The 22486-nt window shown below is 67.4% G+C and carries 19 protein-coding genes; 12 read left to right on the plus strand and 7 right to left on the minus strand.

Translation table 11 applies throughout. From position 1 onward, the window contains the following. Positions 1–123: 123 nt before the first annotated feature. A complete protein-coding gene (locus D5301_RS21820; RefSeq protein WP_153856872.1) occupies positions 124–558 on the minus strand; it encodes a hypothetical protein in 435 nt (144 codons plus the stop codon). Between the two features lie 169 nt (positions 559–727). Further along, on the minus strand, positions 728–2932 hold the full coding sequence (locus tag D5301_RS21825; RefSeq protein WP_153856873.1) for a TonB-dependent receptor: 2205 nt from the start codon (positions 2930–2932) through the stop codon (positions 728–730). Positions 2933–3068: 136 nt separating this feature from the next. On the opposite strand from D5301_RS21825, the gene D5301_RS21830 reads away from it, so the two are divergent. Then, positions 3069–3482, plus strand: coding sequence for a MerC domain-containing protein (locus tag D5301_RS21830; RefSeq protein ID WP_008264835.1), 414 nt, complete (start codon positions 3069–3071; stop codon positions 3480–3482). Between the two features lie 110 nt (positions 3483–3592). After that, a complete protein-coding gene (locus D5301_RS21835) occupies positions 3593–3772 on the plus strand; it encodes a 30S ribosomal protein THX (RefSeq protein WP_004150462.1) in 180 nt (59 codons plus the stop codon). 150 nt (positions 3773–3922) lie between these two features. On the opposite strand, the gene D5301_RS21840 is transcribed toward D5301_RS21835, so the two are convergent. The 3 genes from D5301_RS21840 to D5301_RS21850 all read right to left on the minus strand — a co-directional run bounded on the left by D5301_RS21840 (position 3923) and on the right by D5301_RS21850 (position 7469). Next, the gene (locus D5301_RS21840; protein WP_153856874.1) at positions 3923–5173 is read right to left on the minus strand and encodes an ectonucleotide pyrophosphatase/phosphodiesterase; all 1251 of its coding nucleotides are present in this window, start codon (positions 5171–5173) and stop codon (positions 3923–3925) included. A gap of 329 nt (positions 5174–5502) precedes the next feature. Beyond that, on the minus strand, positions 5503–5994 hold the full coding sequence (locus D5301_RS21845; protein WP_110711676.1) for a methylated-DNA--[protein]-cysteine S-methyltransferase: 492 nt from the start codon (positions 5992–5994) through the stop codon (positions 5503–5505). Further along, positions 5991–7469 (minus strand): DNA-3-methyladenine glycosylase 2, encoded by a 1479-nt coding sequence (locus tag D5301_RS21850; protein ID WP_153856875.1) that lies wholly within the window; start codon positions 7467–7469, stop codon positions 5991–5993. The genes D5301_RS21845 and D5301_RS21850 overlap by 4 nt, the downstream gene beginning before the upstream one ends. A 410-nt stretch (positions 7470–7879) precedes the next feature. Between D5301_RS21850 and D5301_RS21855 the strand changes: the two genes are divergently transcribed. The 4 genes from D5301_RS21855 (at position 7880) to ubiM (ending at position 11307) form a co-directional block, all read left to right on the plus strand. Further along, positions 7880–9043, plus strand: a complete 1164-nt coding sequence (locus tag D5301_RS21855) for a hypothetical protein (RefSeq protein ID WP_153856876.1) — start codon at positions 7880–7882, stop codon at positions 9041–9043. 58 nt (positions 9044–9101) lie between these two features. Further along, a complete protein-coding gene (locus D5301_RS21860; RefSeq protein WP_032128358.1) occupies positions 9102–9647 on the plus strand; it encodes a DUF4019 domain-containing protein in 546 nt (181 codons plus the stop codon). An 11-nt stretch (positions 9648–9658) separates the two neighbouring features. Continuing rightward, positions 9659–10048 carry an MAPEG family protein gene (locus tag D5301_RS21865; protein WP_032128357.1) on the plus strand — a complete coding sequence of 130 codons (390 nt, stop codon included), beginning with the start codon at positions 9659–9661 and terminating at the stop codon, positions 10046–10048. 80 nt (positions 10049–10128) lie between these two features. After that, positions 10129–11307 carry a 5-demethoxyubiquinol-8 5-hydroxylase UbiM gene (gene ubiM / locus D5301_RS21870; RefSeq protein ID WP_110711681.1) on the plus strand — a complete coding sequence of 393 codons (1179 nt, stop codon included), beginning with the start codon at positions 10129–10131 and terminating at the stop codon, positions 11305–11307. Positions 11308–11332: 25 nt separating this feature from the next. On the opposite strand, the gene D5301_RS21875 is transcribed toward ubiM, so the two are convergent. Then, positions 11333–11554, minus strand: a complete 222-nt coding sequence (locus tag D5301_RS21875; protein WP_010486399.1) for an RNA-binding S4 domain-containing protein — start codon at positions 11552–11554, stop codon at positions 11333–11335. 267 nt (positions 11555–11821) lie between these two features. On the opposite strand from D5301_RS21875, the gene D5301_RS21880 reads away from it, so the two are divergent. From D5301_RS21880 to D5301_RS21905, 6 genes are all read left to right on the plus strand, one after another. Then, entirely contained in the window at positions 11822–13768 is a 1947-nt protein-coding gene (locus D5301_RS21880) for a DEAD/DEAH box helicase (RefSeq protein WP_075674956.1), read from the plus strand. A 226-nt stretch (positions 13769–13994) separates the two neighbouring features. Beyond that, the gene (locus D5301_RS21885) at positions 13995–16415 is read left to right on the plus strand and encodes an EAL domain-containing protein (protein WP_153856877.1); all 2421 of its coding nucleotides are present in this window, start codon (positions 13995–13997) and stop codon (positions 16413–16415) included. Positions 16416–16525: 110 nt separating this feature from the next. Continuing rightward, positions 16526–18190, plus strand: coding sequence for a diguanylate cyclase (locus D5301_RS21890; protein ID WP_324187372.1), 1665 nt, complete (start codon positions 16526–16528; stop codon positions 18188–18190). A gap of 34 nt (positions 18191–18224) precedes the next feature. Continuing rightward, positions 18225–18947, plus strand: coding sequence for a pseudouridine synthase (locus D5301_RS21895; protein ID WP_049424580.1), 723 nt, complete (start codon positions 18225–18227; stop codon positions 18945–18947). A gap of 144 nt (positions 18948–19091) precedes the next feature. Then, positions 19092–20162 carry a sensor domain-containing diguanylate cyclase gene (locus D5301_RS21900; RefSeq protein WP_110711684.1) on the plus strand — a complete coding sequence of 357 codons (1071 nt, stop codon included), beginning with the start codon at positions 19092–19094 and terminating at the stop codon, positions 20160–20162. A gap of 164 nt (positions 20163–20326) precedes the next feature. Then, positions 20327–21487, plus strand: coding sequence for an AAA family ATPase (locus tag D5301_RS21905; protein WP_153856878.1), 1161 nt, complete (start codon positions 20327–20329; stop codon positions 21485–21487). A gap of 30 nt (positions 21488–21517) precedes the next feature. On the opposite strand, the gene D5301_RS21910 is transcribed toward D5301_RS21905, so the two are convergent. Beyond that, the gene (locus D5301_RS21910) at positions 21518–22465 is read right to left on the minus strand and encodes a DMT family transporter (protein ID WP_032128349.1); all 948 of its coding nucleotides are present in this window, start codon (positions 22463–22465) and stop codon (positions 21518–21520) included. Between the last annotated feature and the right edge of the window lie 21 nt (positions 22466–22486).

Below are 22486 nucleotides of genomic sequence, written 5' to 3' on the forward strand. Positions count from 1 at the left end.
ATGGATCCTGCTGGAACGAAGACGGAAGCTCGAACGCTCCTTCAGGACGCAGTAGATCCACGCCATGCGTGGATGAAAAGCTGGCGCAGAAGGGATCTGGCTAGTGGCTGGCTGATCCGCTCATCAAGTCTTCTTCCTGTTCTTGATGAAAGCGATGAACTCTTTCTTGTGGCCCTCGAAGACGCGACGGCCGTACTTCCGGTACTGGGGTTCGAACAAGGCGTAGGCCGCATCCAGATTTCCCGATTCGAACTGGATGGTGGCTGCAAGTTCATCCATGTACTCGCTCGAGGCTTCGCCTTCTCCATAGATGCCTCTGGCGACCATCGCCCACTCTCTGGCCTTTTCAAACTGAGCGGTATCGCGATAGAAGATGGCTATTCCATACGATGAAATCTGGCCGTATTCATAAGCAGATTTCGGCTCCGGAATCATGTCCCAGCTTTCAAGGAAGCGATGCTCTGCCTCCGCAATGTCGCCGGCCAGCCAAGCGGTTCTCCCACGCTTGGCGGTTGCAAGGAAGCGTTCTTCCAGTTCGGCATCGAGACTCATGGCCATGCAGGTGTTTCCGCTCAGTTTGTCTATTGAATTGACGCCTGATTGAGTCTAGCTGCGCAACGGATGGTGTCGCGGAGGCATAGCACCATTTTCACCAGTTCATGCCATATGCGACAGAAAAAGGGGGCCTTCCGGCCCCCTTAGGTAACGTTCCGACGGCGTAGCCCGGTCAGAAGAACGCGCGGATGCCGAATGCGACACCACGGCCCGGCAGCGGCGAGTAATCACGCAGCAGCGAGGTATGCGGACGCACTTCGCGGTTGGTCAGGTTGCTGCCATCCAGGAACACCTCGTAGCTGTTGCTCGCGTTGCGATCCCAGCGGTAGGCCAGATGCGCGTCGACCAGGGTGTAGCCGTCGCTCGGCGCTTCGTTCTGGGCGACATCCTTCTGGCGGCTGTAGCGGACCGCACCGACCGAGGCGCGCCAGCCGTCCTTCGACCAGCGCAGGTCGGCGCCGACGCGGGCCGGGGCGATGCGCGGCAGGTAGCCGGTGTTGGCCAGCTCCACGCTGTAGTTGTGGTTGTGGTCGCCATGCGGCACGGCGATGTCCAGGTTGCGGCTGCCGTTGCCATCAAGCTTGGCCTTCACGTAGTCGCCGAACACGCGCAGGTCCCAATCACCGGCGCCGCCTTCGAACAGATGCACCAGCGCTTCGGCTTCGGCACCGCGGAACACCGCATCCTGTTGCGTCCAGGCGCGGACCGGCAGACCCTCGGTAACGCCGGTGTCGGCCAGGTAGATGAAGTCCTTGAATTTGGTCTGGTAGACCGACGCCGAGAAGTCCAGGCGTTCGCTGTGGGTGTGGATGCCCAGTTCCACGCGCTGGCCGCGCTCGGTCTTCAGGTTGGCGTCACCGATTTCCAGCGAGCGGGTGGCGATGTGTGCGCCGGCGGCATACAGCTCTTCGTTGGTCGGTGCACGCTCGGAGCTGTCCACGCCGATGCGCAGGTCAACGGCATCGTTGAGCTTCCAGATGCCGGCCGCAGACAGGTTGGTGGCGCCGAAGGTGCGGCGGCGATAGTCACCGGTCGGGTCCAGCTTGACCTGGTCGTGGCGGCCGCCCAGTTCCAGCTTGAACGGACCGAACTGCTTTTCCTGCAGCACGAACAGGCCGATGTTCTTCGTGCCGGTATCCGGAACGAACGCCTCTTCGCCCTTGGCACCGAAATCACTGTTGCCGAACTGCAGGCCGAAGGCGCCGTCCCAGCCGCCGATCTGTTGCTGCACGGCCTCCAGGCGCGCCTCGATGCCACGGTTGGTGAAGCGGGTGGACGGCGTGCCGGCTTCCAGCTCCACGTGTTCGTAGTCGGTGTAGGCCACGCGTGCATTGATGTTCTTCAGGAACGAGACCGGGTTGTAGATGCCGGCCTTGGTCTCGAAGCGGTTCTGCACCATGTCGATGCGCACGTCATGCTCGTCGCCGCCTTCCTCTTCATCGCCATGGTCGTGGCCGTGGTCATGGCCATGATCATCGCCATCGGCATGCACGTGCGCGCCATTGGGAATGCCGTAGTTGGTGCGATAGGTGCTGGCCGATACGCCGAAGTAGCCGCCGTCGCCCAGCCAGGTCGCGCCGACGCCGCCGGCGCGGGTGCGGATCGAGCTGTTGTCGAGGCGGCCGCGGCGCGGTTCTTCGCCTTCTTCGCCCGCGTGGTCATGGTCGTGATCGTGATGGTCTTCAAGGCTGTCGATCACTGCATAGCCGGGAATGCGGTAGTCGTCGCCATTGCGCACCAGGCCGTCCACATGCAGCACGACATTGCCGCTGACGCCATCGAGGCGGAACATGCCGCTGCGCTCGTTGTTCACCGAATTGCCGCGCAGCTCGGCGCGGCCGCTGAGCGGGCGCTCCGGCAGCTCGCGGGCGATGCGGCCATCCACCACATTGACCGCGCCACCGATGGCGCCACTGCCGAACAGCAGCGTGGCCGGGCCCTTCAGCACTTCGATCTGGTCGGCCAGGAACGGCTCGATGCTGGTGGCATGGTCGGCGCTGACGGTGGAGGCATCCATGTTGCCCATGCCATTGGACAGCACGGCCACGCGCGGGCCTTCCTGGCCGCGGATGATCGGGCGGCCGACGCCCGGGCCGAAGAAGGTGCTCTGCACGCCGGGCAGCTTGGCCACGGTATCGCCGAGGGTGCCGGCCTTCTGCTCGTCCAGGCGTTCGCCGGCCAGCACCTCGACCGGGCGCGCCAGCGATTCGGCATCGCCCTGCAGCGGCGAGGCAGTCACCTGCACCGACGACAGTTCGGTCAGGTGGCGGTCACGATGAGCGCTGTCATCGCCGGCGGCAAAGGCAACCGAAGGCAGCAGGGCGGCGAGGGCCAGAGCAAGGGAATGCGGCTTCAACCGCGGGGTGTGGGCGGGCATGGAGCGGGTCCTTTGTTACAGTGTATCAATCGCTGGGCGCACGTATCCCGTCAGCGGGACAGGGGGAGGGAAACCGTGCGGGTCGGGAACGGATGTTATATTATTCCATAACGATTCGCCGACCCTGCTGGAAGTCATGTCCCTGTCCTCACGCCTGCGCCACCTGCTAGACCGTTTCGGCGCCACCGGTTCGATGCTGTGCGCGGTGCACTGCGCGGTGATCCCCGTGCTGCTGGCCGCGGCGCCGTCGCTGGGCCTGTCGTTCTGGCTGAGCGATGGGGTGGAACAGGCGCTGGTGGTGTTCGTCACCCTGCTCGGATTGTTCAGCCTGGTCTGGGGCTACCGCCGGCACGGTGCGCTGCGTGCGCTGGGCTTCCTGATTCCCGGCCTGGTCGCGTTGTGGGCCGGCGTGCTGTACGACCCGCTGCACCACAATGCGGTGCCACACGCGGTGGTGATGACCATCGGCGGACTGCTGGTGGGTGTGGCCCACCTGGTCAACCTGCGCCTCAACCACGGTCACGTGCACGACGCCAGCTGCGCGCACTAGGCGCTCCGTGATAGGATTTTCGATCGTGCGCGGGGGCGCCCAGCAAGGCGGCCCCGCCGAACCCGTGTCAGTACGGGGTAACCAGATTTCACATTTGAGGAGTTGAAGACATGGGTAAGGGTGACCGCAAGACCGCCAAGGGCAAGCGCTACAACGCCAGCTACGGCAACGCCCGTTCGCACACCGCGAGCAAGGTCGCCGTAGGCGCCGCTGCTCCGGTTGCCAAGAAGACCGTGGCCAAGGCTCCGGCGAAGAAGGCTGTGGCGAAGAAGGCCGTCGCCAAGGCCTGATCCGGCCCAGGCCGGTTCAACGAAAAACGCGGCGCCTGGCGCCGCGTTTTTTTGTGCCCGCGCGCAGGCCGGCACACGATTCTATGTAGAGCCGAGCCCATGCTCGGCTGCATTCGGCCAGCCGAGCATGGGCTCGGCTCTACAGGAGCGTCAGCGCAGGGTTTTCTTCAGCGTTTCCGGATTGCCATCGTTCGGCGCGGCCGGCACCTGCAGCAGGTGCGCCAGCAGTGGGTAGACGTCGACATTGTCGAAGCCGTCGATCACCAGGCCCTGGCGGAACGACGGGCCGCTGGCCACGAACACCGCGCGCATGGAGGGCAGGGCATTGTCGTAGCCATGCGAGCCGCGATCCTGATGGTCTCGCTTGGCGATCTTTTCCTGATGCAGGGCGTCCCAGCCTTCATCCATCATGCAGACAATGGCGGGAATGCGCGGGTGGGTGCCGTAGTGCAGCCGCGGCGGCAGGTTCTCTTTTTTCCAGCACTCGTAGTGCGCGTGACGACCGAGCAGGGCGTGCTCGGCGGCGGCCTCATGGCCAGCCACCGGCGCGAAGCCCACCGACTGGCCCTGGCTGACATTGCGCGCGATGGCCGGGGCGGCCATTGATTCGGTGGAGATCACCTGGCCGACCGGGACGCTGGCCATGCCATGGTCGGAGACCACGATCACGTTGGTGGTCGCGGCCAGGCCGCGCTGCTGCAGGCCATCGAGCACCTGGCCGACGATCTGGTCCGCGCGCACGATGGCGTTGGCATACTGCTTCGATTCGGGGCCGTAGTTGTGGCCGGCCTTGTCCACGTGTTCCATGTACAGCGTGGTCAGGCGGGGGGCATCGGCGTCGGTCTGTGCAAGCCAATCGAGCACGATGCCGGCGCGCTGCTCCAGCGGTTCCTTGCCGTCGTAGACGCGCCACTGGCTCGGGCGCACACCGCGGATTTCCGATTCGCTGCCCGGCCACGAGGTGGTGGCCGAACGAACCCCGGCGTTCTCGGCGCCGACCCAGATCGGTTCGCCGCCCCACCAGCCGCTGGTGGTGACCGCTTCGCGGTTGCTCAGCTCGAACCGGCCCAGTGCTTCATCGTCCATGCTGTTGTTGACGATGCCGTGGTGGTCCGGGCGCAGGCCGGTGACGATGGTGTAGTGGTTGGGGAAGGTCAGCGAGGGATAGGACGGGGTCATCCAGCGTGCACGCACGCCGCCGTCGATCAGGCGCTGCAGGTTCGGGGTCAGGCCGCGATCGAGTGCGTCGGCGCGCAGGCCGTCGATCGAGATCAGCAGCAGCTTCGGCGGCGCGGCCGCAGCGACGGACGTGGGAACGGAGGCGGTAGGGGCGGGCGTGGTGGTGCAGGCGGCCAATGGCAGCAGCAGCGCCAGCGCGCAGGTCAGGCGTACGGAAGTCATCCGCGCATGATAAGCCGGTGCAATGACGCGCCCAAGACACGGCGCGCTATCGCGCGCCGTGTCCGCGCATTTTTCCTTATCCCCGCGCCTGTCGGCGCGCCCCCTTCAACAAGAAGGGGGCTTTTCTCCAGACATATTCCTGATGCTTCCATCCACGCATGGCGTGTATCTGTCGTGTCGACCAAGGTCGACATCTACCCACAGCCGCGCAGAATGACGTTCGGACAGATCGCAGGAACCTGTCGAAGGCGGGGTGGGTCCGCGCAGGAAGCCCGCTGTTGCTGTTGCTCTAGCCTCTGCGGGTGCCGGGCGCAGCCGGGCCAACCCTCTCAGGCGAACAGCGGTGCCTGGCGTTGTTCCAGTCGCAGCAGCGCGGCCTTGGTTTCCAGGCCACCGCCGAAGCCGGTCAGTGCCCCGTTGCTGCCGATCACGCGATGGCAGGGCAGGATGATCGGCAGTGGATTGCGGCCATTGGCCGCGCCCACCGCGCGGGTCGCGCTGGGCTGCCCCAGGTGCTGGGCCAGCTGCAGGTAACTCCAGGTCTCGCCGAACGGAATCAACGCCAGCGCTTGCCACACCCGCAGCTGGAACGGCGTGCCGCGTGGCGCCAGCTCCAGGTCGAAGCTGCAGCGTTCACCGTGCAGGAACTGCAGCAGCTGTTCGCGCGCTTCGGGCAGTGCATCCGGCGCGTAGTGCCAGTCGTCGCGCCCGCGCGCCGGGTGGCGGTTCTCCGGGAACAGCACATGGGACAGGCCACGCTCGTCACCGGCGATGGTCAGCACGCCGATCGGGCTGTCGAAACGATCGAACAACAGGGTCATGTCGGTTCTCCAACGAAAGTGCCGGACAGGTGCCACAGGTGCAGCACGGCATAGGCGCGCCACGGCCGCCAGGGTTGCGAGCGCGCTTCGGTCGCGCGTTCGCTCAGGCGCTGGCCCTGTGCGTGGCCGAGGACCTGCTGCAGCACCAGGTCGCCGGCAGGGAAGGCATCGGGCTGGCCGAGGCCACGCAAGGCGATGTACTGCGCGGTCCACGGACCAATGCCGGGCAGTGCCACGCAGCGCGCAACGAATTCCTCCAATGCCTGACCGGGCTCGAAGTCGAGCTGGCCGCTGGCGCAGGCGGCGGCCAGTGCGCGTACGGTGGCGGCGCGGCTGCGCGGCAGGCCGATCGATTCCAGCGGCGCCCCAGCCAGCACCTCGGGGGCGGGGAACTGGCGATCGAATTCCGACGGCATGCCCGGCAGGTGCGCGCCATAAGCATCGACCAGTCGCCGCGCAAAGGTCGTGGCTGCGGCAACGGTGACCTGCTGGCCGAGTACGGCGCGCACGCCGACCTCGAAGCCGTCCCAGCCGCCGGGTACGCGCAGGCCGGGGCGCTCGGCGATGCCACGCGCCAGCAAGGGTTCCTCATCCAGTGCGGCGTGGACCTGCTGCAGGTCGGCATCCAGATCGAACACGCGACGCACGCGGCGCACGATGTCGGGGATCAGGCGCGGATCGACCGCGCCCAGCTGCAGGCGCAGTTCCGGGCGCTTCGGGTCGGCGGTGACGCGCAGCAGGGTGGGGCGCTCCGGCGTGCCGAGCACGCGCTGGTAGCTGTCTTCGCCGATCAGCTCGATGCCGGGCAAGCTGCGCTTGCGCAGGAAGGCCAGCATGCGCGGGAAATCCAGCGGTGGCCGGTATGCCAGACGCAGTACCAGGCAGCCATCGTCGGCGGCCAGCGGCTGGTGCTGGCGACGCAGTGCGGTCGGCGCCATGCCGCAGCCCTGCAGGAAGGCCGTGTTGAAACGACGCAGGCTGTTGTAGCCGGCGGCCAGTGCGACGTCGGTCACCGGCAGCGTGGTCTCGGTCAGCAGCTGCTTGGCCAGCAGCAGCCGATGGGTGGCGTGGATCTGCCCTGGCGTTGCGCCCAGATGTTCAACGAACAGGCGCTGCAGCTGGCGCGCGCTGAGGCCGATCTTCTCTGCGAGGTCCGCGACGGGCTGCTCCTGCAGGTAGCCGCCATGGATCAGGGCCAGTGCGCGCTGCACGGTCTGCCCGGCCAATGCCTGCTGCGCCTGCGGTGCCAGCTCGGGGCGGCAGCGCAGGCACGGGCGGTAACCGGCTGCCGCAGCCGCGGCCGTGGTCGGGTAGTAAGTGATGTTGCGCGGCTTCGGTGGCGGTGCCGGGCACACGGGACGGCAATAGATGCCGGTGCTGCGCACGGCGGTGAAGAACACGCCGTCGAAGCGTGCGTCGCGGGCCAGGCGGGCGCGGTCGCAGGCGGCGGTGTCGAGGGCGAGGGCGGTGTCCATGGCGCCAGTCTAGGCGTGTGCGGGCGGGGATACTCGCCGGATTCGGACATGGATGCTGGAGGGGGTTCTGGCAGGGCTTGCAGCCCTGCACCCGCAGAGGCCAGAGCAACAGCAACAGCGGGCTTCCTGCGGGTGGGCGGGGTGGGTCCGGTTGCAGGGGGCGCTGCAAGTACGTCCCTGTAAGCTCGGTCGCGCCATCCATGGCGCTCACGCCCCTGCAACCGGACCCACCCCGCCTTCGACAGGTTCCTGCGACCTGTTGGGACGGCGTTCCGCAATGCTGTTGGTGGGTGGCGACCTTGGTCGGCACGCTTTTTCCCAAGGGTCAGAAGGGGTTCAGTGCCACGCGCTGAATGCGCGCCCTGGACGGGTAGACTGTGGCTCTTGCTCCCATGAATCCCGGTTGCCCGATGTCCGCCAAATTCCGCTGGTTGCCCCTGTTGTGCCTGGCCCTGGCGGGCTGCAGTCAGCTGGAGAATCCGGGCAATGTGACCGCTGCCGACAAGGCGGCGCGGGCGCCGGCCAGCGATGGCGAGAACATGGTGTCGATCAATGCGGCTGACGCACCGCCACCGCCGGCGCCGCCGCGCAGCCGGGCGGATCGGCCGTGGCCGCAGGCGCAGTTGGAGAATGGCCGCGCCTGGGTCAGCTGCAGTACCGAGTACGCCGGTGAGGCGGGCGATGGCGTCGAGCTGGAGGGCCTGCAGCGCGAGCAGATTGCCCAGGCCCTGGCGCCGTGTGCCGAGCGTGGTCTGATGCGGGTGCGTTACGCCGGCAAGATCAATCCGGGCTTCGCCGAAATGATGTGGCGACTTGCCGTGGTCGCCGATGAACAGAAGATCCACAAGCGCATCCTCGATCTGGACTCCAGCGGCGGCCAGGTGGAATCGGCGATCGTCGCCGGTGACAGCATCGGTGAATCGGGCTGGACCATCTGGGTGCGCGAGGGCTCGATCTGCCACAGCGCGTGCGTGTTCGTGCTGGCCGCCGGTGACAACCGCCTGCTGTCGGGCAAGGTCGGCATCCACCGCATGATGCGCATCAGTTCCAAGGCCACCTCGCGCGCCGAGCTCAACCGCGAGCTGCACGAGGTCTACGACAACGTAAAGGACTACCTGCAGCGCAACGGCGTGGCGGTGGGCGTGGCCGATCTGATGATGACGGTGCCCAACCGCAGCCTGCGCCTGCTGACGCCGGACGAACTACGCCAGTACGGTCTGGATGGCACCAACGCGGTGCAGGACGATCTGGAACGGATCAAGCAGATGCGCGCCTGCGGCGATGACTTCGTGCAGCGCAAGGACGCGTTCCTGATCGCCTTCGACCAGCAGTGCAAGCGCGAAGGCGCCGACATGGAATCGATCAACAGCTGCGGCCAGGCACTGAAGCAGCGCTTCGGTTTCCCGGATGCGGTGTGCCCGGAAGAAAGCCCGCTGTCGGAGATCGATGTGGCAACGCTGCCGCCTGCGCCTTCGGAGCCACCGCCGGTGGCCGAACAGGCGCCAGCAGACGCCGGCACGCCTGCCGCGCAGGCCGATGCCGCAGCGGTGGAAGGCAGCGCCCACGCGCGCTGACGAACGGCTCACCGCGCTGGCGTAGACTGCGGTTCTTTCCCGAGAACCGGCGGTGTCCATGAAGCGCGTGCTCCTGCTGCTGTCCCTGCTGCCCCTGACCGCATTGGCGCAGGCACCCGCGCCGGCCACGCCTGCACCGGCACCCGCGCGCCCCGCACCGGCATCGCCGGCGGCTGCGAAACCGGCCACGGCCGGCGCTCCGGCGTTGACTGCCGCGCAGCAGGCGCAGGTGCAGAAGCAGGATGCGGAAATGGGCGCGGCCGCAGTGAAGGCGGCGCAGCTGGTCGATGCCAACCGCGCAGGCGAGTTGTGGGATGGCGCTTCGGCCGTCGCGCGCCGTGCAGTACCGAAGGCCGCCTTCGTCAGCCAGTTGACTGCCGAGCGCACGCGCCTGGGCGCGCTGGCCGGGCGTGGCCAGCCGACCATCACCCGGGTCAAGTACAGCGCCGGTGCCGCGGTGCCGGAGGGGCTGTACATCAACGTCAGCTTCCCGACCCGTTTCGCCAACAGCGCGCAGCCGGTACGCGAGCTCGTCTCGTTCCGTTTCGACGAGGACCAGGTGTGGCGCCTGGCCGGTTACAGCCTGCGTGCGTCGGCACCCTGAGGAGATGATCGATGGCAACTGAACTGACGATGCTGGCCTGGTCGGTGCTGCTGGGCTTTGTCTACATCTTCGCTACCTCCACCGTGGTCACCCGCGAGCGCGGGATGAAGTGGAATGCCTCGGCGCGTGATGGCGAAGCCAGGCCACTCAGCCCGCTGGCCGGGCGCCTGCAGCGTGCGCAGGCCAACTTCCTGGAGACGTTCCCGTTCTTCGCTGCCGCCGCCATCGCAGTGGTCGTGGCCGGGCGCGGCAACGACACCACGGCGCTGGCCGCGCAGGCCTACTTCTGGGCGCGCGTGGTCTACCTGCCGCTGTATGCCGCGGGCGTGCCCTACGTGCGCAGCCTGGTCTGGGCGGTGTCGCTGCTGTCGATCCTGGCGCTGGTGTTCGCGTTGTTGTGATCCCGGCCTGATCCAGATCAAGGCCGGTCAGGTGCGCGGCGCTATGCTGGCCCGGACTGAATCAACGGCAGGAGGCGCGCATGCGCAGGATGGACGTGGTGGTGGTCGGCGCTGGACCGGCGGGTCTGTGCTTCGCACGCGCGCTGGCCGGCAGTGGCCTGCAGGTCGGGCTGGTCGAAGTTCAACCGCGCCAGGCCCTGGCCGAAGCCGCCTTCGATGGCCGTGAGATCGCGCTGACCCATGCCTCGCGGCAGAGCATGGAGCAGCTGGGGCTGTGGCAGCGCCTGCCGCAGGCCGAAGTCGCTGAACTGCGCGATGCCAAGGTGATGAACGGCGGCTCGCCGTTCGCGCTGACCTTCGCCAGCAGCCAGGTCGACGGCCAGCCGCTGGGCTGGCTGGTACCCAACCATCTGATCCGCCGCGCTGCGTGGGATGCCGTGCAGGGGCAGGACGGCCTGGAACTGTTCGACGGGCGCAAGGTGCTGGGCGTGCAGGCCGATGCGCAGGGCCACGTGGTCACACTCGATGACGGCAGCCAACTGCACGCGCGCCTGCTGGTCGCCGCTGACAGCCGCTTCTCCGCCACCCGCCGCATGCTCGGCATCGGTGCGCAGATGCGTGACTTCGGCAAGTCGATGCTGGTGTGCCGCATGCAGGTCGAGCGCGACCATCACCACACTGCCTGGGAATGGTTCGGCTACGGCCGCACCATGGCGCTGCTGCCACTCAACGAGGGCCAGGCATCGGCGGTGATCACGCTGCCGCCGCGGCAGATCGAGGAGCTGCTGGCGATGGACGAGGTGGCCTTCGGTGAGGCCATCAGCGGTTGCTTTGAGCACCGCCTGGGCCGGATGCAGCCGGTGGCCACGCCGCAGGCGTATCCGCTGGTGGGTGTGTACGCGCACCGTTTCGTCGGCGAGCGTTCGGCGCTGATCGGTGATGCCGCCGTCGGCATGCACCCGGTCACCGCGCATGGCTTCAACCTGGGACTGGCCAGCGCACAGCGGCTCGCACAGGGCATCGTCGCGCAGCAGCGACGTGGTGCCGACATTGCCGCCGCTGGCATGCTGGCCAGCTACCAGCGTGGTCACCGGCTGGCGTCGCGGCCGCTGTACGAGGCCACCAATGCAATCGCCAGCCTGTATACCGACGATCGTCGCCCGGCGCGGCTGCTGCGCGCGGCGGGCCTGCGTCTGGCACAAGGCGTGGCACCGTTCAGGCAGCTGATCGCCTCACACCTGACCCAGCGCGTGGCCTGAACCGGTTCAGATCAGCCCGTTCAGATCATCCGGCGGCCAGCACCCGGATCTGGCTGTCGGCGAATTCGACCACCTGGCCTGCGCGGATCTTGCAGGCCTTGCGCAGTTCGACTTCGCCATCGACCCGCACCTGGCCATCGCCGATGACCATCTTGGCCTCGCCGCCGCTGGTGACCAGGTCGGCCAGCTTGAGCAGCTGCTTGAGTTCGACGTAGTCACCGTCGAGGTCGAATTCGAGAATCTGCATGGAGCGGGGTTCCTGGGAAGAGGGCGCAGGCCAGTGGCCGGGCCGGGGAAGAGGGCGCGTATTGTGCGCCAGCGCGGGGCATGACGGCACGCGCACGGAAAGCTGTACGCGTTGTTCAGGATCAATGCGGTATCATTCCGCTCTGAGCGAGTGAAATCTCCTCCGACCGAGCAGCGCCAGGGCACGCGATAAGAAGGGCGCCCAAAGCGCGGACCATCCCTTTTTTATCGCACTGCCAGGAAGACGGCAGTGCCTTCGGAGTTCCCCATGTCCCAAGATTCCCAAGCGCCGCTGCAGTTTGCGCAGCTCGGCCTGTCCGAGCCCGTGATGCAGGCAGTCACTGCCATCGGCTACGAAACCCCGTCGCCGATCCAGGCCGCCACCATCCCGGCGATGCTGGAAGGCCGCGACGTGCTGGGCCAGGCCCAGACCGGCACCGGCAAGACCGCTGCCTTCGCGCTGCCGGTACTGTCCAACATCGACCTGCAGCAGATCAAGCCGCAGGCCCTGATCCTGGCACCGACCCGCGAACTGGCCATCCAGGTTGCCGAGGCGTTCCAGTCCTATTCTTCGAAGATCCCGGGCTTCCGCGTGCTGCCGGTGTACGGCGGCCAGCCGTACGGCCAGCAGCTGTCGGCGCTGCGTCGCGGTGTGCACATCGTGGTCGGTACCCCCGGCCGCGTGATCGACCACCTGGACCGCAGCACCCTGGACCTGTCCGAGCTGAAGACGCTGGTGCTGGACGAAGCCGATGAAATGCTGCGCATGGGCTTCATCGACGACGTCGAAGCCGTGCTGAAGAAGCTGCCGGAGCAGCGCCAGGTGGCCCTGTTCTCGGCCACCATGCCGCCGCAGATCCGCCGCATCGCGCAGACCTACCTGCAGGACCCGGTGGAAGTGACCATCGCGGCCAAGACCACCACCTCGGCCAACATCCGCCAGCGTTACTGGTGGGTGAGCGGCATGCACAAGCTGGACGCGCTGACCCGCATCCTGGAAGTCGAGCCGTTCGACGCGATGATCATCTTCGCGCGTACCAAGGCCGGCACTGAAGAACTGGCCAGCAAGCTGCAGGCCCGTGGCCTGGCCGCTGCCGCGATCAACGGTGACATGCAGCAGGCCCAGCGTGAGCGCACCATCGCCATGCTGAAGGAAGGCAAGCTGGACATCCTGGTCGCCACCGACGTGGCTGCCCGCGGTCTGGACGTGGAGCGCATCAGCCACGTGCTGAACTACGACATCCCGTACGACACCGAAAGCTACGTGCACCGCATCGGCCGTACCGGTCGTGCCGGCCGCAGCGGCGAGGCGATCCTGTTCGCCACCCCGCGCGAGAAGGGCATGCTGCGCCAGATCGAGCGCGCCACCCGCCAGCCGATTGAAGAAATGCAGCTGCCGAGCGTGGAAGCGGTCAACGACACCCGCATCAACAAGTTCACCTCGCGCATCAGCGAAACCCTCGGCGCCGGTGGCCTGGACTTCTACCGCCAGCTGCTGGAGCGTTTCGAGAACGAGCAGAACGTGCCGGCCATTGAAGTGGCTGCCGCGCTGGCCAAGATGCTGCAGGGTGACACCCCGTTCCTGCTGCAGCCGCCGGTGCGTGCCCCGCGTGAAGAGCGCGCACCGCGCGAACGCTTCGACCGTGGTGACCGCCCGGAACGCGGTGATCGCTTCGACCGCAACGAGCGTGGTCCGCGCTTCGAGCGTGGCCCGCGCCGTGACGACGCCGAGGGTGGTTTCGAGCAGCGCCCGCGCCGCGAGGTTCCGCCGCGTGGTGCGCCGGAGCAGGGCATGGAGACCTACCGTATTTCGGTCGGCCACCAGCACGGCGTGAAGCCGGCCAACATCGTCGGCGCCATCGCCAACGAAGCTGGCCTGGAAAGCCGTTTCATCGGCCGCATCGACATCCACGATGACTTCTCGCTGCTGGACCTTCCGGCACAGATGCCGCCGGACGTGCTGTCGCACCTGCAGAAGGTCTGGGTGTCCGGCCAGCAGCTGCAGATGCGTGCGCTGGCCCCGGGTGAAGACACCAACCCGGCCCCGCGTCCGTTCAAGCCGCGCTTTGACAAGCGTGGTCCGGGCGGCCCGGGTGGCCCGCGTCGTGGTGGCCCGGGCGGTCCGGGTGGCCACGGTGGCGACCGCGGCGGTGACCGCGACAGCCGCCCGCCGCGTCGTGACGGCTTCAAGCCGCGCGGCCCGCGCAGCTACTGAGCGGCAACGTAGCGATGACAACGCCAGCCTTCGGGCTGGCGTTGTCCGTTCCGGGGCTGGGAAAGGGGACGGAGGGGATCAAGTCGTATATGGCAGGCCACGCGCTTATGCCGAAAACGACTTAATCCCCTCCGTCCCTTTTTTCGCATGGCCAACACATTGCCGGTCATAGGCTGGGCCGGTTCCAAGGGAGGTTGTCACCGCAGCACATTCGGGGGGATCCGGGATGGGTAGAAGTGGCACGGACCAGCAGAGCCGGCGGGTGCCGATGACCCGTGGCCTGGGATTGCGCTTTGCGTTGTTGACGGGCATGGCGATCGGATTGGTCGCGTTGTCCGCCTTGATTCAGGAACTGCAGGCGGCCTCCACCGCCTGGATCGCCGGCCAGGGCTACTGGTCGCGTGGTCAGCAGGAAGCCACCGCCGCGCTCAGCCGTTATCTGGCGCGGGGGAATGCCCAGGACCTGGACGATGCACGCCAGGCCCTGCAGGTGCCATTGGGTGATCTGCAGGCGCGGCTTGCGCTGGAACAGGCCGAGCCGGATGAAGCCAAAGCCCGGCAGGGTTTCCTGCAGGGCGGCAACGCGCGTGCCGACATTCCGCGGCTGGTGTTCTCCTTCCGCCATGCACGTGACATCGGCGCATTCCGCGAGGCGACCGCGTTGTGGCGGCAGACCGATGGTGACCTGATGGCGGTGCAGCGCCTGGTCGACGAGCTGCAGCTGCGGCATGACGAAAGCGCCTTGCCTGCGCCTGTCCGTGACCGTTACCTGCAGCAGCTGCGCGATCTCGATCGTCGGCTGCAGGTACTGGCGCAGGCGTTCTCGCAGGCGCTGCTGCGGATGGCCACGATGGTACGGATCGCGACGCTGGTGGTCGGTGGCCTGTCGGTGCTGGCGATCAGCCTGATGGCGGTGGCGCTGGCGCGTCGTGTCGGCAAGGATCTGACCGAGCACGAAAGCCGCTTTCGTGCGGCCTTCTACCAGGCCAACGTGGGCATGCTCAAGCTCGACACCGATGGCAAGGTGATCGAAGCCAACCAGGCGATGGCCGATATCCTCGATTATCGACGTGACATGCTGCTGCAGATGTCACTGCACGACCTGCTGATGGAAGGCGAGCTGGTCATCGATGGGGTGGGCCGCATCGACTGGGACCGGCAGCTGCGGCCAAGCGAACTGCGCTTCCGGCGCCGCGACGGCAGCCTGGTCTGGGGGCGTTGGAGTGGTACCGGCGTGCACAGCAGTGGTGGCCTGTCGGTGTTCGCGATCATCGAGGATGTCAGCCAGAACCACGCATTGGCACGTGAGATCGAGCATCACGCCAGCCACGATCCGCTGACCGGCCTGATCAACCGTCGCGAGATCGAGCGGCTGCTGGAACGTTCGCTGCTGCAGGTGCGCAGCGAGGGCGGCACGCATTCGCTGTGCTACATCAACCTGGATCACTTCAAGCTGGTCAACGACAGCTTCGGCCATGCTGCGGGTGACCAGATGCTGCGCAGTTTCGCCGATTACCTGGTGGCGGCGGTGCGTGATGGCGACTGGGTCGGCCGGCTGGGTGCCGACGAGTTCGCGGTGTTTCTCGCCCATGCCGGCCAGGACGAAGCCAAGCGCGTGCTGCAACGGGTGATCCGCAACCTGGGGCAGGCGACCTTCCCGATCAGCGAGGGCAGTCCGCAGCTGAGCTGCAGCATCGGCGTGGTCGAGGTCAGTGCCGATGCGCCGGACGTGAACTGGTTGATGAGTGCCGCCGACAGCGCCTGCTATGCGGCCAAGCAGGCCGGGCGCAACCGCGTGCACTGCTTCAATGAGAACCGCATGGCGCTGGAGGAGCGGCGGCAGGAGGCCGAGCGCCTGCAGGGCGTCAGCCTGGCGATGGCCGAAAACCGCATGCTGCTGTATGCACAGCGCATCGCCCGCGTGGGCGATCCGTCCTACCTGCACTACGAGGTGCTGGTGCGCATGCGTGGTACCGATGGCAGCCTGCATCTGCCCGGCCAGTTCATGCCGGCGGTGGAGCGATACGGCATGGCGGTGGCGCTGGACCGGCACGTGCTCGGGCTGCTGTTCCGCCACCTGCAGGTATGCCCGGCGCACGTGCGCCAGCTGGGCCTGTGCAACGTCAATGTGTCCGCGCAGTCGATCGCCGAACCGGGGTTCCTTGCCTTCGTCTGCGACCTGCTCGAGCGCAACCGCGCATTGGCCTCCAAGCTGTGCTTCGAGATCACCGAGACCGCAGCGATCAGCAATCTCAGTCAGGCCCGGGCGTTCATCGACGCCGTGAAGGCGCGCGGCTGCCGGATGGCGCTGGATGACTTCGGCTCCGGCCTGTCCTCGTTCGGCTACCTGCGCCAGCTGCCGGCCGACATCCTGAAGATCGATGGTGCGTTCGTGCGCGACATGGATACCGACCCGGTCAGCCACGCCACCGTGCGCGCGATCAGCGAGCTGGGACGTGAGCTGCAGATGGAGGTGGTGGCCGAATGGGTGGAGACCGCCGAAGTGGCGGGTGCGCTGACCCGGCTCGGTGTGCAGGGCCTGCAGGGCTACGCGATCGAGCGGCCGCAGCCGCTGGAACGGATGACCCTGGCCGATCTGCGCCCGGTGCGGCTGGTCGCGGTGAAAGGGCCGCAGGGGGCTGGCTGAATGGCTTGGCGGCGACTTTGGTCTACACGTGCGACGCACGTCCGGCTGCGATAATGCGCGCCAGGGGCGACGCGCAGTGGGCGCGGACGTAAGCAGGAACAGGATGTGGCGTGGGCGTCAGGCAGTGGCAGTACGGAACAGGAGCGGTGCTGGTCGTACTGCTGGTGTGGTTGGCGATGCCGTGGCCGCTTCAGGCCGCCGTGGCCGTGTCGGGCCGCGATTATCTGCTGGTGGGGGGCGCCACCGACGAACCGACCCCACATCGAGCATGCACGCCGCAGATGCTGTCCGGTTCCCGCCAGCAGGTGCTGGTACCGGCTCCGCAGGAAGGCTGGTCGGGCCAGCCACAGGCGCTGGATGTATTCAATGTCTTTGCCGGCGAAGTGCGGGTCCAGCACGGCGACCGCGAAATCTGCGGCAACATGCACGACGCCCGCACCCGCGACTCGCGCTTCCGCGCAGGCATCGGCCTGGTTGCGGTGCCGCCGGCGGGCAGCCACGCGCCGTTCCTGGTCTCCTGGCAGACGCCGCTGAAGGCGCGCTGGGTACCGACCCTGCGGCTGGGCGCGCCCAGCCCGGTACAGCAGAACGACACCGCCCGCCTGCTGATGCGTGCTGCCTGCATCGCTGTGGCGATCGCATTGGCGCTGTCGGCATTGATGGCCTTCCTGACCACGCGCGATCGCAGTTTCCTGGTCTACGTTGCCGGCACCACGGTGCTGGTGCTGTGGCAGGCCATCCTCGGCGGCCTCAGTGGCTACCCGGAGCCGTGGCTGCCGGTTGGGGAGCGCGGGGCCTGGTGGCTGCTCTCGCTGACCGCTGCCACCCAGGCGCTGGTACTGCCGGCACTGTGGCGGCTGAACGGCGGTGACCGCGTATGGCCACGATCGCGGCCACTGCAGGCGACCGTGCTGTGGGGCCTGCTGGCGCTGGCCGTACTGGTGCCGTGGCTGCGCTGGGAACAGCTGGCCTGGGTCGCGCAGGGCCTGCAGGTGTCCTATCTGCTGGGGTGTGGTCTGGCATTGCTGATGGGCGTATGGGCCCGCTGGCGTGGCGACCGTTGGGCGCAGGCTGGACTGGCCGCATTGGCACCGATGCTGGTCCTGATCATCGCCGATGCCTGCCGTGCGGAATGGCTGCTGGAGTATCGGGTCGAAGCACTGCAGCTGTCGGTGACCTGGCTGTTGATGATGGCCGCCTATGCCATGAACCAGCGGCTGGGCCGGCTGCGCCAGCAGCGCGATGAACTGCGCCAGCTGGCCGAAACCGACGGCCTGACCGGACTGCCGAATCGCCGCGCCGGCCTGCAGCAGCTGGCCCGTCACCTGGCACAGGTTGACCGTGAGCGCGGCCCGCTGGTGATCGGCTTCCTCGATATCGATCTGTTCAAGGACATCAACGACCGTCACGGCCATGCCGTGGGTGATCAGGTACTGGTGGCGGTGGCACGCGCGCTGCGCGCTGCGGTGCGCAGCCAGGACGAAGTGGTGCGGATGGGCGGCGAGGAGTTCCTGCTGCTGATGCCCGGCATGCCGCGCGAGGCGGCGTCGGCGCGGCTGGACCGCCTGCGCCAGCGCATCACCGAGGCCGGGCGGGCGCTGCAGGTGCCGGGGCTGGAGGTGACCGCCAGCATCGGACTGGCGCAGTGGCGGCCCGGCGAGGACGACCTGGCCGGGCTGCTGCGGCGGGCCGACCATGCCATGTACGTGGCCAAGCGCGCCGGTCGCAACCGGGTGTTCGACGGCGAAGAGCTCGATCCGCCGGCCCCGGCATGAAGCGCAGCGGGCGGCGATGCCGGATAATAGGGCGATGACCACCCGACTCAACAAACATATCGCCGACACCGGCTTCTGCTCCCGCCGCGAGGCCGATCGCCTGATCGCCGCCCGCCGCGTCACCGTCAACGGCCACGCGGCCGGCACCGGTGCGGTGGTGGGCGAGGAAGACCAGGTGCTGGTCGACGGCCAGCCGCTGCGCGCGCGCGTCGCACGCAAGCCCGGCGCCCGCCGCCACGTCTACATCGCGCTGAACAAGCCGGTGGGCGTCACCTGCACGACCGAAACCTCGGTCAAGGGCAACATCGTCGACTTCGTCGGCCATGAACAGCGCATCTTCCCGATCGGCCGCCTGGACAAGGAGTCCGAAGGCCTGATCCTGATGACCAGCAACGGCGACATCGTCAACCAGATCCTGCGTGCCGAGAACGGCCACCAGAAGGAGTACCTGGTGGCGGTGAACAAGCCGGTTACCGACGAGTTCCTGCGTGGCATGGCGCGCGGCGTACGCATCCACGACCAGATGACGTTGCCGTGCAAGACCTCGCGCATCGCCAAGTTCGGTTTCCGCATCACCCTGCAGCAGGGCCTGAACCGGCAGATCCGCCTGATGGCCGCCGAATTCGGCTATCGCGTGACCCAGTTGCGCCGCGTGCGCATCGACAACATCAAGATCGGTGCGCTGAAGCCGGGCCAGTGGCGCAACCTGACCGAGCAGGAGCTGCAGGGCCTGCTGCCGAAGCAGCTGGACTGGTAACGCGCGGTAGTGCCGGCCGCTGGCCGGCTGCACCAGGCATCGAATGAGCGCGGGATGCCGGCCAGCGGCCGGCACTCCCCGTTGTGCGGATTGCGCACCGGCATCAGCTAGACTCCGCAGTGACCTGCCGGAATGTGACGCTGCATGATCAAGCCCGACAAGCCTGCCAACGAAGCCCTTCGGCTCGAGGCGCTGTACCGCTACCGGATCCTTGATTCGCAGCGCGAGAAGTCATTCGACGACCTGGTGGCGATCGCCAAGGCGGTCTGCGGTACCTCGATGGCGGCGGTGACCCTCATCGACGTCGAACGGCAGTGGTTCAAGTCGATCCAGGGCATCGACGCGGCGGAGAACCTGCGCAGCGAATCGATGTGTGGCCACGCCATCCTGCAGCCGCAGGAAATCATGGTGGTCGAGGACGCGTTGCAGGACATCCGCTTCCACGACAACCCGGTAGTGACCGGCGACCCGCACATCCGCTTCTACGCCGGTGCGCCATTGATCAGTTCCGATGGACTGCCTCTGGGCACGCTGTGCGTGTTCGATGCACATCCGCAGCACCTGCCCAGCGACAAGGCCGAGGCACTGGCCGCACTGTCACGGCAGGTGATGCTGGTGATGGAGCTGCGCCGTTTCGCGCTCGACATCCAGAAGCACATGCTGGAACGCGATGACTACGAGCGCCTGCTGTCGGAGTACCAGGACGTGCTGCTGGCGCAGAATGCCGACCTGGCCGAGCAGAGCCGCACCGATGCGTTGACCGGCCTGCCCAACCGCCGCGCGATGGCGGCGGCACTGGAAGAGGCGGTGGTGGAGATCGATGGGCAACCGGGCGTGGCCTGCGTGGCGCTGCTCGACATCGACCATTTCAAGCACATCAACGATTTCCAGGGGCATGCCACCGGCGACCGGGTGCTGGCCGAGCTCGGCGTGCTGCTGCGCTCGCATTTCGCTGGCCGTGGCATGGCGGCGCGCTATGGCGGCGAAGAGTTCGTGGCGGTGATGCCGGGCACCGATCTGCGCACGGCCGAACTGCAATGCGAATTCCTGCGCCTGGCCGTGGCGGATCTTCCGCTGGGTTTCCCGGTCACGATCAGCATCGGCGTTGCCCAGCATCACGCCGGTGAAAGCGTGGACGCGATGCTGGCCCGTGCCGACAAGGCGCTGTACCGCGCCAAGGGCAATGGCCGCAACCGGGTGGAGCTGGCGGGCTGAAACACCGGCGACTCGCGCGCTGAACGCATGCGACGTGCGGATGATTCGATGCCGTTCCAGTAGATCCACGCCATGCGTGGATGCTCTTCCCGATTCACGTCGCGTCGCAGCTCCTGCGATCAGAACCGGCCAGCATGACGTCCCTGTTTCCACGGACACCAGCCATGCTGCAGACCCTGGCCATCGCCCACTATCGCTCGCTGCACGGGCTGGTACTGCCGTTGCAGCAGTTGAACGTGGTGACCGGTGACAACGGTAGTGGCAAGTCCAGCCTGTACCGCGCGCTGCGCCTGCTGGCGGAGACCGCGCAGGGCGGCGTCGCGGCGGTGCTGGCCCGTGAAGGTGGGCTCGGTTCGGCGCTGTGGGCCGGTCCCGAATCCATCGATCGTCGGGTCGCGGCCGGCGAGATCCCGCTGCAGGGAGGGCCCCGGCAGTCATCGGTGGGGCTGAAGCTGGGCTTCACCACCGACGAGTTCGGCTATGCCATCGACCTGGGCTACCCGCCACCCAGCCGTTCGGCGTTTGCGCTGGATCCGCAGATCAAGGCCGAGGCGATCTGGGCCGGGCCGTTCCTGCGCAGCGCCAATCTGCTGGTCGATCGTCGCGGGGCGATGGTACGGCAACGCCATGCGCGCGGCTGGGATCTCGTGGATGACCGGTTGTCGCTGTTCGACAGCCTGTTCACCCAGGTCGGCGATCCGCAGCGCATGCCGGAAACCATCGCCTTGCGTGAGTACATCCGCCGCTGGCGCTTCTACGACCATTTCCGCAGTGATGCCGATGCCCCGGCGCGGCAGCCGGCGATGGCTACGCGCACGCCGGTACTGCACCACGACGGGCGGGATCTGGCGGCGGCCTGGGTGACCATTCTCGAGGTCGGAGATCCGGTCGCGTTGGCACGCAGCGTTGATGATGCCTTCCCCGGCGCCACGGTCGGCTTCGGGGAACTGGACGGTCGATTGGCCCTGCGCTTCCACCAGCCGGGGCTGCTGCGGCCGCTGTCGATGGCCGAACTGTCCGACGGCACGCTGCGCTTCCTGCTGCTGGCCGCTGCGTTGCACACGCCACGCCCGCCACCGCTGCTGGTGCTCAACGAGCCGGAGACCAGCCTGCATCCGGACCTGCTGCCAGCGCTGGCGCGACTGATCATCGCTGCAAGTGCACGCAGCCAGGTGTGGGTGGTCTCACACGCCAGCCGCCTGATCGCAGCACTGGAGCAGGCGCCCGGCTGTCATTCGCTGCATCTGCACAAGGAACAGGGGCGCACGCTGTTGAGCGGGAAGGGCCTGCTGGATGCCCCTGCATGGCACTGGCCGCAGCGTTGATACGGCCATCCACGCCCGGCGCGGAGGCACTCAATCGGCGATGTTGCGTGCTTCGGCCGTACCAAGAATTTCCGGATGCTGCACCGGCTTGCGGCGGTTCAACAACGGATGCAGGAATACCGCGCCGACGATGATCGCCACGCCCAGGTAGAACCACGGGGTGACTTCGTGCTGCTCGCGCAGCAGCACCACCGCCAGCACCACCGCATAGACCGGCTCCAGGTTGGTCACCAGCTGCACCGTATAGGCGCTCAGGTGGCGCAGTGCGACCAGGGCCAGGGCGAACGGCAGCAGCGTGCAGAACCCGGCCAGCACCAGCAGCAGGATGCCGTCGTGCAGGTCCGGGACCACCCACAGTGGGCTGGCCAGCGCCGGCAGCAGGTAGGGCATCAGCGGTGCCAGCAGGGTCAGGGTGAGGGTGCCCGCACCCAGCTCCAGCGCGGTGACCGTGAGCGGATCGGCGTGGCTGACCATGCGCTTGTTGAGCGAGCCGAACACCGCCACCAGCAGCGCCGATATCGCGCCGATCAACACGCCCAGGCGCATGCCATCGGGCACGCCACCGACCACCAGTGCCACGCCCGGCAGCACCGCCAGGCCGAACGCCAGTTCACGCAGCTGGAACGGCCGCTTGGCCACCCAGGGTTCGATGATCGAGGTGAACACCGGGGCCAGTGCAATGCAGGTGGCGGCCACCGAGGCATTGGCCAGTTTCACCGCGCCGTAGAAGGTCAGCCAGTGCAGGGCGACCAGCGCGCCGATGCCGGCATAACCGGCCACCAGTCGCAGTGGCAGGGTACGCAACCCGCGCCAGACCCGCGGCAGCAGGGCCAGCATCGCCGTCACCAGCAGCATGCGCCACCACACCAGCGGCAGCGCCGGCAGGGTGATCAGCTTGCCGAGGATAGCGGTGACGCCCCACAGCAGGACACAGAAGTGGATCTGCCACAGCGCTTTGCGGGTGTCGGGTGTGCTCATCCGCCTATTGTGAGGCAAGGC

The sequence above is a fragment of the Stenotrophomonas sp. MH181796 genome (assembly GCF_009659995.1).
Lineage (GTDB): Bacteria > Pseudomonadota > Gammaproteobacteria > Xanthomonadales > Xanthomonadaceae > Stenotrophomonas > Stenotrophomonas riyadhensis.